This window comes from Pseudidiomarina homiensis (assembly GCF_003987225.1).
GTDB classification, from domain to species: domain Bacteria; phylum Pseudomonadota; class Gammaproteobacteria; order Enterobacterales; family Alteromonadaceae; genus Pseudidiomarina; species Pseudidiomarina homiensis.
In genome coordinates this window covers 231,329-244,545 of record NZ_PIPX01000001.1, presented here as the reverse complement: position 1 = coordinate 244,545, position 13,217 = coordinate 231,329, and the positions used below count along the sequence as shown (strand labels likewise).

The window sequence follows — 13,217 nt, the reverse complement described above, 5'->3', positions numbered from 1 at the left end:
AAGGGCATACGAATGAAAACCAATAAGCTCGTCTGGGTTGCAGTAGCCGCATTGAGCGTCAGCGTCAATGCGAGCGAGTCCGAAGAAACACGACTCCTTGAACAACCGGATATTTCCGCCAACCACATCGCCTTCGTATATGGTGGTGACATTTGGCTAGCGAATCACGATGGCAGCCAGCCGCGGCAATTGACCAGTCACCCGGCGAGCGAAACTAAACCGCTTTTCTCGCCAGACGGCCAATGGCTTGCGTTCTCAGCCGACTATCATGGCAATAACGATGTCTATGTAATGTCAATTCATGGCGGTGCAGCGCAGCGCCTTACGTACCACCCTAGTCACGATGTAGTAACAGACTGGGCTGCCGCAGGCGATCGTGTCTATTTCACCTCGAATCGTGCGGTACTCAATACTCGCAGTAGCCAACTGTTTAGTGTCGCAGTAGCGGGTGGTTACCCAGAGAAATACATGGAAGCTGTGGTCGCCGAAGGCAAGTTTGCCAACGATGGTGAAACCCTCGCCTACCGGCCAAACCGCTTACCCAACAACCAAACGGCAGGTTGGCGCTTGCATCGCGGCGGTTCCACGCCGCCCGTATGGCTGCTCAATAAAGATGACGATGAATTTAGCCAGCTACCACGTGCCAATGCCAGCCACCATCATCCATTTTGGTTGGCCGACGACCTTTATCTGATTTCCGATCGTGATGATGTTGCCGCCAACTTGTACCGCTACACTGCAGGCGAATTGCAACAACTGACCCAGTTTACCGAATGGGACATCACCAGTGCCAATGGCCACGGGGACAACGTTGTCTTCTCCGCTGGCGGCTACCTGTACCGTTGGCAAGTCGCTAATAACGAACCGCAACGCCTACAAATAAAACTTGCTGCACCTGCCCCTCAACTCGAACCTGATTGGCAAGATGCAAGCAAAATGATTACTGACTTTGACTTATCTAAGACCGGCAAACGCGTCGCCTTGACTGCTCGCGGTGACATCTTCTCGGTCGCTGTTGAACATGGGCCTACGCGCAACCTGAGTAGTACCGATGGGCAACGTGAATATACCGGGTTATGGCACCCAGATGGCGATCGTATTGCCTTCGTCCAAGACGACGGTGAACAAGCTGTCGTCATCGCGCCGCAAGATGGTATTGGTGAACAACAGCGTTTTGCGCTGCCCGGCTCGAGCTACTACAGCCTTTTGGCTTGGTCACCCGATGGCCAACGTATTGCCTTGAGCGACAATCATATCAACCTTTATCTACTCGATACCGCGTCGGGTGAACTCAGCCAAGTCCACTCTGGCGAACGCCGCTGGGACCAACAGGTTTCCTTTGCTCCGGACGGCAGCTACCTTGCGTTTAATGCCTTAAACGCTCAGGGCTTCAGTAAAATCTATTTGTACAATACTGAAACCGAAGCAAAACAAGCGCTAACAGAGGGTATGAGCTTTGCCAGTAACCCAGTCTTTAGCAACGACTATCTGTTCTTCACAGCGTCAGTCAACGCTGGTCCGGCGATTAGTTGGCTGGATTTGTCTGCGCAAGAACGCCCGGTGCGTATGGGCATCTATGCCTTGAGTTTACGCACTGATGTGCCATCGCCAGTGGCCCCGCGTTTAAGCGATGAGAGCGATGAAAGTGCGGCCAGTGATGACAGCAATGACGACGAAGCAAAAGATAAGCCTGTATTTAGCATAGCTATCGAGGGCCTAACCTCGCGTATCAGCGCCCTGCCGGTGGGGGAGCAGTTTTATCAGCGACTCGCTGTAGCCGAAGACGGTAGCTTGTTCTACTTGCTGCAACCCCAAGACGGTGTCAAAACGCCAAGTAACGGCCCGAATCAAATGAGCCTTATGCGTTATGACTTTGCCTCGCGCGAGGCTGCGCAAGTGAGCGACAAAATTGCCAGCTACGATCTTAGTGCCGATGGCAAACAGCTCTTAACTTTCAGTGCACCGAGCACTTTGGCAGTCGGCCCCGCTGCAGCCAAGTTTGAAGGTAAGCCCATCGCCTTGAACCAAGTGAAAAGCTTTATCGACCCACAACGCGAATGGCAGCAAATATTTGACGATGTATGGCGTATGCAAAAAGAGTACTTCTACGCGGAAAATATGCATGGCATCGATTGGCAAGCAATCTATGACAAATATGCAGCGCTACTCCCACATGTGAAACGCCGCGCTGACCTCAACACGGTTTTGGTTGGCATGATTAGCGAGCTACAAGTCGGCCACAATAATGTCGGCGGCGGCGATGTGTTCCGAGGCGAAAACGATAATGTTGGTTTGCTTGGCGCAGACTTCAACATTGTTGATGGCCGCTACCAAATTGCCACGCTGTACCAAGGCGATCGCTGGAGTCCTGATTTACAGGCTCCGCTTGCTGTGCCTGGAATCGACGTTGCCGAAGGTGATTTCATCTTGGCCATCAACGGTCAACAAATAAATGCTGATAAGTCGCTTTTCGCTCATTTTGTTGGCACCGCCGGACAAGCAGTTACCTTAACCGTAGCAGATTCAGCCGCTGGTGCTAACGCACGTGAAGTGACCGTTACGCCAACCGCAAATGAGGGCGAGCTAAGACTATGGCATTGGATCCAGCAAAACCAACGTTATGTTGATGAGCAAAGCGACGGCCAAATTGCCTACGTATACTTACCTAACACAACGGATGCCGGTTACTACTTCTTTAACCGTATGTTCTTCCCGCAAGCCAATAAACCCGCGCTGCTCATTGACGAGCGCCGTAACGGTGGCGGGCAAGCGGCCAATTACATTACCGAACTGTTAGCACGGCCGCATTTGTCAGGTTGGTATGAACGTGACGCAGCAGTGTGGACCACACCCGGAGCAGCGATTCACGGCCCTAAAACGATGCTCATCGACCAGGATGCAGGCTCGGGCGGTGACTTTTTACCGTGGTCTTTCTCGTATTTGAACCTCGGTACCACCGTCGGTACACGCACTTGGGGCGGCTTAATTGGTATTAGTGCCAATCCAAGCCTCATTGATGGCGGGTTTCACACCGTGCCTTACTTCCGTTTCTTTACGCCGGAGGGCGAATGGGCAGTTGAGAATGAGGGTGTAACGCCAGATATCGAAGTTATCCTCAACCCGTTGGCGGTGAACGAAGGCCGTGATCCACAGCTCGAACGTGGCGTTGCTGAGACCTTAGAGAAACTGCGTAAAAACCCTCCGCGGGACTACCGCGAGCCGCCTGCTCTCCCCACTGAGTTAGGGGGTTAATCAGCCGCAGCTGATATGTTAAAGCACAAACAAAAACGCCAGGCAATGCCTGGCGTTTTTTATCAAGTGCGTAAAGCGTTTACGCGGCCAACATTTGGCGTAACACGTAATGCAAAATACCACCGTTTTTGTAGTACTGCAGTTCGTTGTTCGTATCGATACGGCACTTCACCTTAAAGGTAACCTCGGAACCATCGTCCTTCTTAGCGGTAACCTTCAGCATTTGACCAGGCTTGAGGTCTTCGTTAATTCCTTCAATCGAAATTTGCTCATTGCCGGTTAAGCCGTGGGCTTTGACACCCTGGTCATCTTCGAACTGCAACGGTAAAACGCCCATACCAACGAGATTTGAACGGTGAATACGTTCAAAGCTCTCAGCAATCACCGCTTTCACGCCAAGCAAGATAGTACCTTTAGCCGCCCAGTCGCGGCTTGAGCCAGTACCATACTCTTTACCAGCCAACACCACCAAAGGAGTGTTGTCTTTTTGGTACTTCATGGCGGCATCGTAAATAGGCATTTGCTCGCCCGACGGTACGTGTACAGTGAAGCCACCTTCCACATCATCCAGCATCTGGTTTTTGATGCGAATGTTGGCAAAGGTACCGCGCATCATCACTTCATGGTTACCACGACGCGAACCGTAAGAGTTAAAGTCTTTCACCTCTACGCCATTCGCTTGCAAATATTTCCCTGCTGGCGAGTCGTGCTTAATTGATCCGGCAGGTGAAATATGGTCCGTGGTAATTGAATCAGCAAACACTGCCAATACCCGAGCATCTTTGATGTCGCTCATTGGTGGCAACGGCTGATCAATTTCAGTAAAGTACGGCGGATTCTTCACGTAGGTTGAGTCATCGCTCCAGTTGTACGTGTTGCCTTCGCCAATTGGAATACTGCGCCATTCTTCGTCGCCATCGAACACTTCAGCGTACTCGTTGCGGAACATTTGCCCATCAACGAAGCTCACCGCATCGGCGATTTCCTTGCTGCTCGGCCAAATATCTTTCAAGTAGACGGGGTTGCCGTCTTGATCTTCACCAAGCGGTTCCTTACTCAAGTCAATGCGTGTCGTACCCGCCAGCGCATAAGCCACCACCAACGGTGGTGACGCTAACCAGTTGGCCTGTACTTCAGGGTGTACACGACCTTCAAAGTTACGGTTACCTGACAACACCGATGATACGGTTAGGTCGCCTTCTTTAATTGCGGCACTGATTTCATCAGGTAAAGGCCCTGAGTTACCAATACAGGTCGTACAACCGTAACCCACCAAGTTGAAACCAAGCTTATCAAGGTATTGCGTGAAACCCGCTTTCGCAAGGTAGTCGGTGACCACTTTGGAGCCTGGCGCCAGTGAAGACTTGACCCAAGGCTTACGGTCTAAACCTTTTTCAACGGCCTTTTTGGCAACCAAGCCCGCTGCCATGAGCACACTAGGGTTCGAAGTATTGGTACACGAGGTAATTGCGGCAATCACCACGTCGCCGTGGGCCAATTTATAATCCTTGCCCGGCACCTGGACTTTCTTGTCTTTTTCGTTGGCTTTGCCATCTTGCTCAAGAATCAGGTCAAAGTTCGAACCGAGCTGCGGCATTGCTACACGATCTTGTGGGCGTTTAGGTCCCGCAAGAGAAGCTTCTACCGTGCTCAAATCAAGCTCTAGTGAATCGGTGAAGACCGGCTCTTTGCCAGTTTCACGCCACATACCTTGGGCTTTGCTATAGGCTTCTACCAGATCGATGGTGTCTTGATCACGGCCAGAGAGCTCAAGATAACGAAGAGTCTCTTGGTCTACCGGGAAGAAACCACAAGTTGCACCATACTCCGGCGCCATATTGGCAATGGTTGCACGGTCAGCTAACGGCAAGTTATCTAAGCCAGGGCCGTAGAATTCAACGAATTTACCTACAACACCTTGTTTGCGCAGCATTTGCGTAACGGTCAATACCAAGTCAGTGGCGGTAACGCCCTCAGGCAGTTTACCGGTCACTCGGAAGCCTACAACCTCCGGAATCAGCATTGAAATCGGTTGTCCAAGCATCGCCGCTTCAGCTTCAATACCACCAACACCCCAACCGAGAACGCCGAGACCGTTAATCATGGTGGTGTGCGAATCGGTACCGACGAGGGTATCTGGCATCACAAAGGTTTTGCCGTCTTGATCTTTCGTCCATGCAACTTTGGCTAGGTATTCTAAGTTTACCTGATGGCATATGCCGGTTCCCGGCGGTACTACGCGGAAATTTTCAAATGCACTTTGGCCCCAACGCAAGAATTGATAACGCTCAAAGTTACGTTCCATTTCAATGCGCACGTTTTCTTTAAACGCTTCAGGTGAGGCGAACTTATCCACCATGACGGAATGGTCAATGACCAAGTCGACGGCAGATAATGGATTAATTTGCTCTGGGTCCTGTCCAGCTTTACCTACTGCGTCACGCATTGCGGCTAAGTCCACAATCGCTGGCACACCCGTAAAGTCTTGCATTAACACTCGTGCCGGACGGTATTGAATTTCTTTATCTGACTTTCGTTCACTCAACCACTGCGCAATAGCTTCGATATCGCTTTCTTTGACGGTATCGCCATCTTCGTTGCGCAACATGTTTTCGAGCAAAACTTTCATGGATGTCGGTAGTTTGTCGACATCACCTATTGCCGCTAGTTTCTCCGCGGCTTTTGGCAAACTATGATAGTGATAAGTTTTACCATTCACTTCTAACGTACTTAGGGTCTTCAGGCTGTCGTGGCTCGACATAGCTCTCTCCTTCTCCACGAACGATAGATTCCTTAAGCTTAGCCATAAATTGCCAGCTAAGCCATAAATGATAGCTATGTTCACTATGGGATCTTCACTAACAAAGATCAACTCACTAAGCTGCTGAAACACTTCCTAAATCATTTGTTGCTCAGCTTTTCAACAGATTGATTTTATGTTGACCGTGATAGTGCTATAAAACTAGGTAATGAATTCACATAGGTAAACAGCGTGCCGCATCCCAAACTTCCAATGTTCGAAGCCCTTGGGCATTACATGGACCTACTCATGGACGCCATTTGCGTGGTCAACACCGACAATGAGTTCGTCTATATTAGTGCCGGTGGCGAGCGCGTATTTGGCTATCCCCCACACGAGATGATTGGCCGCTGTATGTTTGACTTTGTCCATCCGGACGACCAAGCAAAAACCCTAAAGGTTGTGAACGAGATCGTCGCCGGTGAAGCGAAGATTCATTTTGAGAACCGCTATATCCGTAAGAACGGCGACGTCGCTCACATCGTTTGGTCGGCACGCTATTCACCCGATGATGGTATTCGTATTGCCGTTGCGCGTGACGTGACAGCGCATCGACAAGCCGAAAATCAGCGCGAAGAGCTGCTAGAACAATTGCAGCATAGTGCTCATCACGATTCCCTGACCGGCTTGCCCAATCGTAGCTATTTTTATCGCCAAGCTGAATTACTGTTAGCCAGTAATAATCCATTGGCCGTAGCGTACATCGATCTTAATCACTTTAAAGACGTCAACGACCGCTACGGTCATGCGATTGGCGACGAAATACTGCGTTCCGCGGCGCGGCGATTAAAAAGTCAGATTCGCAATAACGATACGATTGCGCGGATCGGTGGTGACGAGTTCGTCGCCTTGTTCGCCGACGTGGGTGATGAAGAAACTGCAAAAGCTATTGTGCAAAAGCTACATGAAGCACTAAAAAGCCCCATTCAAATGGATCATTTATCGTTTGGCATTACCGCCAGTGTTGGGTGTGTGATCTCACGCGCCCCTCACCCGTCACTGGAAACCCTGCTGCAGCAAGCGGACACTGTAATGTACAAGGCAAAACATCACCCGACGACCACCTCATTGATTACCCTGCTTTAAACATTACGCTATTGTCGCTACCACTCGGCAGTTTATAATGGCCTTACTAAGCCACTCTTAAGGAAGAAAAATGAGTCAGGTATTGCAGGATTTATTAGACTTATTACGATTAGAAACCATCGAACAGGGTATCTACCGTGGTCAAAGCCAAGATTTAGGTTTCGGCGCAGTCTTTGGCGGTCAAGTGATTGGCCAAGCACTTTCCGCAGCCAAAGAAACCTTACCAGAAGATCGCAAGGTACATTCCCTACATTCCTATTTTTTACGCCCGGGCGATGCGCAGAAACCTATCGTTTATGACGTTGAAAACGTGCGCGATGGCAAAAGTTTTTCGACGCGACGCGTCAAAGCTGTTCAATATGGTAAACCCATTTTCTATATGACGGCATCATTTCAAATCGATGAGCCGGGCTTTGAACATCAGGACACCATGCCAGAAGTTCCAGGACCTGAAGGCTTGGTGTCCGATATCGATATTTATCGCGAACATGCAGAACTCATTCCAGAACGTATACGCAATAAGTTTATCTCAGAGAAACCGATCGAAATGCGGTTTGTGACGGCGAACAACCCGTTCAAACCTAAAATTGATGCGCCAAAGCGCTACGTTTGGATTAAAGCCAACGGCGATATGCCTGACGATCCACGCATTCACAAGTATTTACTTGCCTATGCATCCGACTTTAACTTCTTGCCAACCGCATTACAGCCGCACGGTGCAAGCTTTGCCCAGCCAGATATGCAGATGGCGACGATTGATCACTCCATGTGGTTCCACAAGGATTTTCGTATGGATGACTGGATATTGTATGCGATTGACAGTCCGGTAGCTTGTGGCGCTCGCGGTTTAGTTAGAGGGCAGTTCTTTACGCGTGATGGGGTCTTAGTAGCATCAACCGCCCAAGAAGGCGTCATGCGAAAACACAACAAGTAAAAAGCGATGTTTGCTGTTCGCTGTTTGCTGTTGGTTTAAATCAAGTAGCCCGTGGTTCTACCACGGGCCTAGCTAAACGTTTTGTCCATTTTTGTTGAATTCGACAGTCCCCGTGGTAGAACCACGGGCTACCCAAACAAACCACGAATTACGAGATGGTAAAGAAGAAGCCGGCGATGGCTGCGCTCATCATGTTTGCCAAAGTAGCGGCCAATAACGCCCGCAAACCTAAACGCGCAATATCATGACGTCGACTCGGTGCCATACCACCAAGTCCACCGAGCAGAATTGCAATCGACGAAAAGTTCGCGAAGCCGCACAGTACAAAGGTGATAATAACTTCACTGTGCTCGCTTAGCTGCTCGCGGTAATTGACGAAATCGAGGTAAGCGACGAACTCGTTAATAACCAGCTTCTGACCAATAAAACTGCCGGCAAGTTGGGCTTCATCCCAGCTTACGCCAAGTACATAAGCAATCGGCTGGAAGACATAACCAAAGAGTTCTTGTAACGACAGGTCTGGGTGCCCAAACCAGTCCCCTACCCAACCGAAAATGCCGTTGATAAGTGCGATTAAGGCTACGAAAGCAATCAGCATAGCACCAACATTAATGGCCAGTTGCACACCACTTGAAGCACCTGCTGCGGCGGCGTCGATCACGTTAACTGCACGGTCTTCCACCTGGACGTCGCCGGCTTTTTGCGTGTTATTACTCTCAATGATGTTTTCGATATCTTCGCGCGGTTTATCTAGCTCTGGCATGAGGATCTTCGCCATCATCAAGCCCGCTGGTGCTGCCATGAAGCTGGCGGCGATAAGGTATTTCAGTTCGACACCTACACCTGCATATCCGGCAAGCACTGAACCAGATACCGAGCACATACCGCCGACCATAACCGCAAAGAGCTCAGAGCGAGTCATGCTGGCAATAAACGGACGTACCATCATCGGAGCTTCGGTCTGCCCAACGAAGATATTTGCTGCTGCGGACATAGATTCGGGGCGGCTGCTACCGATGATCTTCTGTAAGCCACCGCCCAGAATACGAATGATCCATTTCATAATGCCGAGGTAATACAACACTGAAATAAGCGAGGAGAAAAAGACGATAACACTCAGAACTTGAATCGCGAATACAAAGCCAAAATCAGCCGAGGCCAAACCACCGAACATGAAATCAATGCCAGCACTGGTGAACGAGATGATTTTTGATACACCTGAAGCGACCGCATACAAGACGTCTTGACCAAATGGCACGTACAAAACAAAAGCGGCAAGTAAGACTTGGATAGCGAAAGCGCCACCCACAGTGCGCCAACGAATGTTTTTACGATTGGTCGAAAACAATATGGCAATGGCAAACAAAATGGCGATGCCGAGGAAACTATTCATATAATAGACCGTTTATTTTAGTTAGTTCTTACTCCGCCAATAATTGACGAATTTTCGATTTTATAAGGTCGATGGCAATCTCATTTTGACCGCCGCGGGTCACCACCAAATCAGCAAACTGTTTCGATGGCAAAATAAACTCGAAGAACGCAGGACGCACGGTCTCCTCGTACTGCTCGGCGACCGACTGGATCGTACGACCTCGTTCCTCTACATCTCGAATCATACGGCGTAACAAACAGACATCTAGCGGCGTATCCATAAACACCGAGATGTCGAATAACTTACGCAAATGTGGGTCATGGAGCAACAAAATCCCTTCAACCATGATGACTTTGCCGGGCTGTACTTTGATCGTTTCATCAGTACGAGTGTGGGTTTTGTAATTATACTGCGGCATTGCTATGGCGTTACCAGCACTTAATTGCTCAAGGTGCTGCACCAACAGTTCATGTTCAAACGCCGACGGATGGTCATAGTTGGTTAACTGCCGCTGTTCAAAGGTCAAATGACTTTGATCACGATAATAAGCATCTTCATTCAAAATGGCGATACCATTACCGCCTAACTCAGCAACCAGCTCTTGGTACACCGTCGAAGCGAATAAACTTTTACCTGACGCCGAAGCACCAGCAATGGCTATGATCGTTGTTTTTCCCACACTTAAAATCTTCGTTTGCCCGACAACAACGCGCAATTATCCTTGATCCATTAACTAATTGGAAGCGTTGTCGATGTTTGACTGATCTTGTTACATTTTTTCACAGCTCACAAGATTACAACAAAGTCGCCCTCCTTTATGATGGCAAAGTTAATTAAAACAAAACGGAAGAAAACCATGCGATTATCGAAAACCCTAACAGCTATGGCTGTTGCCTCTGTTTTGCTTGGTGGTTGCCAAGCAACGGCACAGCAATCAGCCGCAAATGATCCTGTCGTGGTACAGCAGAATTTACCTGAAGTCGACATTAGCTATGAGAGCTTCACGCTGGACAATGGCTTGCGTGTTGTTGTGCATGAAGACCGTAAAGCGCCTATCGTTGCAGTCAACGTTTGGTATGGCGTGGGCTCAAAAGATGAACCTGAAGGTAAATCAGGCTTCGCACACTTGTTTGAGCACTTGATGTTCAACGGTACCGAAAACTACGATGATGAGTATTTTGGCCCGTTTGAACGCGCTGGTGCGACCGACATGAACGGTACCACCAACAGTGACCGCACGAACTACTTCCAAAACGTTCCGACCCCTGCCCTTGATATGGCACTGTGGATGGAATCTGACCGTATGGGCCACCTACTTGGTGCCATCACCCAAGAGAAACTCGACGAACAACGCGGTGTTGTTCAGAACGAAAAACGTCAAGGCGAAGCTCAACCCTACGGCCGCGTATTCGGTTATTTAGCAGAGCAAACGTTCCCTGAAGGCCACCCGTACTCATGGTCAGTCATTGGTTCGATGGAAGACTTAAATGCAGCATCATTAGATGACGTACATCAGTGGTTTAATGATTACTACGGTACCGCGAACGCCGTCGTTGTGCTCGCAGGCGACATCGATGTCGAAACTGCCAAAGCCAAAATGAACAAGTACTTTGGCCACATCGACGCAGGTAAGCCATTGAAGAAGATGAAAAGCTGGGTAGCTAAACGCGAAGGAACTAAGCGGGCTACAATGGAAGATAACGTTCCTGCAGCGCGTTTATACAAGCTTTGGAACACAGCTGAAATGGGCACCGCGGACTCAGAATACTTGAGCATGTTGGTCGATATTCTCGCGAGCGGTAAGAACTCACGTTTGTATCAGCGTTTAGTTTACGATGAGCAAATTGCGAGCATGGTTTCAGGGTTCCAGTATGAACGTCAATTGGCAGGTCAATTCTTCGTAATTGCCGATGCTAAGCCAGGCGTTGACATGGATCGTATTGAAGCCATCATCGATGAAGAACTTGCGAAAATCATCGCTGAAGGTCCAACTGCCGAAGAACTTGCGCGTACCAAGTTCAGCAACGCTGCTGGCTTTGTTCGCGGCGCCGAGCGTATTGGCGGCTTCGGAGGTAAATCAGACATTCTTGCGGCAGGGACCGTTTATCACGACGACCCTGGCTTCTACAAAACCTCGTGGGATGTCATCGAAAAAGCCAGCCCTGCCGATGTGCAAGCTGCTGCGGAGCGTTGGTTAAGCGATGGTGCTTTTGTATTGAATGTTGTACCACAACCTAAATACACCACGGCTGAGCCGCAAGCAGACCGCTCGCAATTGCCTGAAGTCGGTGAATTACCACAGCTTGACCTGCCGGAGCTCACGACTTTCACCTTGTCTAATGGCCTTGAAGTTGCCTTAGCCGAGCGTCACGACGTACCTACGGTGCAAATGCGCCTCATCATTGACAGCGGTTACGCTTCGGACTTTGGTGCTAAAGTTGGTACTGCGAGTTACACCATGAGCATGTTGCGTGAAGGCACTACCTCGCGTGACAGTCTTGAGCTAAGCAAAGAACTCGAGTCACTTGGTACGAATTTGTATGCTAGTGCGAGCCTTGATAACTCTACCGTCAGTATGGATAGCTTGGTAACTAACCTTGAATCAAGCCTTGAAATCATGGCTGACGTATTGATGAATCCAGCTTTCTCAGAAGAGGAAATTGAGCGCAAACGCGGCTTGTGGTTAGAAAACATCAAGAAAGAAAAAGCCCAACCTACCGCTATGGCTTATCGTGTCTTACCAAAACTCGTGTTTGGTGACAATCACGCCTACAGCGTACCGCTTACGGGTTCAGGTACCGAAGCATCGATTGAGTCACTCAACCGTGATGACTTGGTTGCCCACGCTAACACGTGGTTACGCCCAGACATTTCGCGTCTCGTGATTGTTGGTGCAACCACTGAAGCCGAGATCAAGCCACTGCTCGAAGCGTATTTGGGAGAATGGCAAGCGCCTGCAGCGAATGCGCCGTCGAAGCAGTTTACTGACGTCCAGCCGCAACAAGAAGCTCGTGTATTCTTGATTGACCAACCAGGCACTCCGCAGTCAACAATTATTGCTGGCCACTTAGCCCCGCAAGATGGCGTGGACAACGAGATTGCCATTGATGTCATGAACACGATCTTAGGTGGTAGCTTCACCAGCCGTTTAAATATGAACCTGCGTGAAGACAAAGGTTGGTCTTATGGCGCACGTTCAAGCTGGTTTGCTGCTGATGAAGCCGGCATGATCTTAGCGTCTGCACCAGTGCAAACCGATAAAACCAAAGAGTCGATTCAAGAAATCTTGAAGGAATTTAATGGTTACATGGGTGATGAACCTGCAACTACAGACGAGTTAGAGAAAGTCATCGCTAATAAGACTGCCAAATTGCCGGGTGCTTATGAAACCAAGTCTTCATTGCTCAGCTCGATTGTCGATACCTTGGAAAAAGGTAAAGGCATGGAGTGGCTCGAAAGCTACGGTTCACGAGTGCGTTCATTGGAGCTTGATACGGTGCAGCAAACCGCTGACGACGTATTGCGCCCAGATGCGCTGACGTGGGTCATCATTGGCGATTTAAGTCAAATTGAAGATGACGTACGCGCCCTGAACCTTGGTACTGTTACTAAATTAGATAGCAACGGTAACGAAATCTAAGGTTCTCACTTTATCTTCGGATAGTTTTTAAGCCGCTCTCGTAGAGCGGCTTTTTTTTGTCTACGACTATGGTCGTTTTGGCCTTTGTCGCCGTAGCATGTACCATGTTAGGTATTCGCATCTCTAGTAA

Annotated in this window: 7 protein-coding genes; 4 read left to right on the top strand and 3 right to left on the bottom strand. The window is 49.4% G+C overall.

Annotated features, from left to right (window positions below; genetic code table 11):
* Window positions 1–12 precede the first annotated feature (12 nt).
* Complete coding sequence (locus CWI70_RS01115; protein ID WP_126769773.1) at window positions 13–3,252, top strand: S41 family peptidase; 3,240 nt, start codon at window positions 13–15, stop codon at window positions 3,250–3,252.
* A gap of 79 nt (window positions 3,253–3,331) precedes the next feature.
* On the opposite strand, the gene acnA is transcribed toward CWI70_RS01115, so the two are convergent.
* Entirely contained in the window at window positions 3,332–6,013 is a 2,682-nt protein-coding gene (acnA, locus tag CWI70_RS01110) for an aconitate hydratase AcnA (protein ID WP_126769771.1), read from the bottom strand.
* A 231-nt stretch (window positions 6,014–6,244) separates the two neighbouring features.
* Here acnA and CWI70_RS01105 point away from each other — a divergent pair, with 231 nt between their 5' ends.
* Both CWI70_RS01105 and tesB read left to right on the top strand, forming a co-directional pair.
* Window positions 6,245–7,138, top strand: coding sequence for a sensor domain-containing diguanylate cyclase (locus CWI70_RS01105; RefSeq protein WP_241967799.1), 894 nt, complete (start codon window positions 6,245–6,247; stop codon window positions 7,136–7,138).
* Between the two features lie 70 nt (window positions 7,139–7,208).
* Window positions 7,209–8,072, top strand: a complete 864-nt coding sequence (gene tesB, locus CWI70_RS01100) for an acyl-CoA thioesterase II (protein WP_126769769.1) — start codon at window positions 7,209–7,211, stop codon at window positions 8,070–8,072.
* Window positions 8,073–8,220: 148 nt separating this feature from the next.
* On the opposite strand, the gene CWI70_RS01095 is transcribed toward tesB, so the two are convergent.
* Together CWI70_RS01095 and udk are read right to left on the bottom strand one after the other, a co-directional pair.
* Entirely contained in the window at window positions 8,221–9,465 is a 1,245-nt protein-coding gene (locus CWI70_RS01095) for a NupC/NupG family nucleoside CNT transporter (RefSeq protein ID WP_126769767.1), read from the bottom strand.
* A 28-nt stretch (window positions 9,466–9,493) separates the two neighbouring features.
* Window positions 9,494–10,126 carry a uridine kinase gene (gene udk / locus CWI70_RS01090; protein WP_126769765.1) on the bottom strand — a complete coding sequence of 211 codons (633 nt, stop codon included), beginning with the start codon at window positions 10,124–10,126 and terminating at the stop codon, window positions 9,494–9,496.
* Between the two features lie 177 nt (window positions 10,127–10,303).
* On the opposite strand from udk, the gene CWI70_RS01085 reads away from it, so the two are divergent.
* The gene (locus tag CWI70_RS01085; protein ID WP_126769763.1) at window positions 10,304–13,087 is read left to right on the top strand and encodes a M16 family metallopeptidase; all 2,784 of its coding nucleotides are present in this window, start codon (window positions 10,304–10,306) and stop codon (window positions 13,085–13,087) included.
* Window positions 13,088–13,217: the final 130 nt, after the last annotated feature.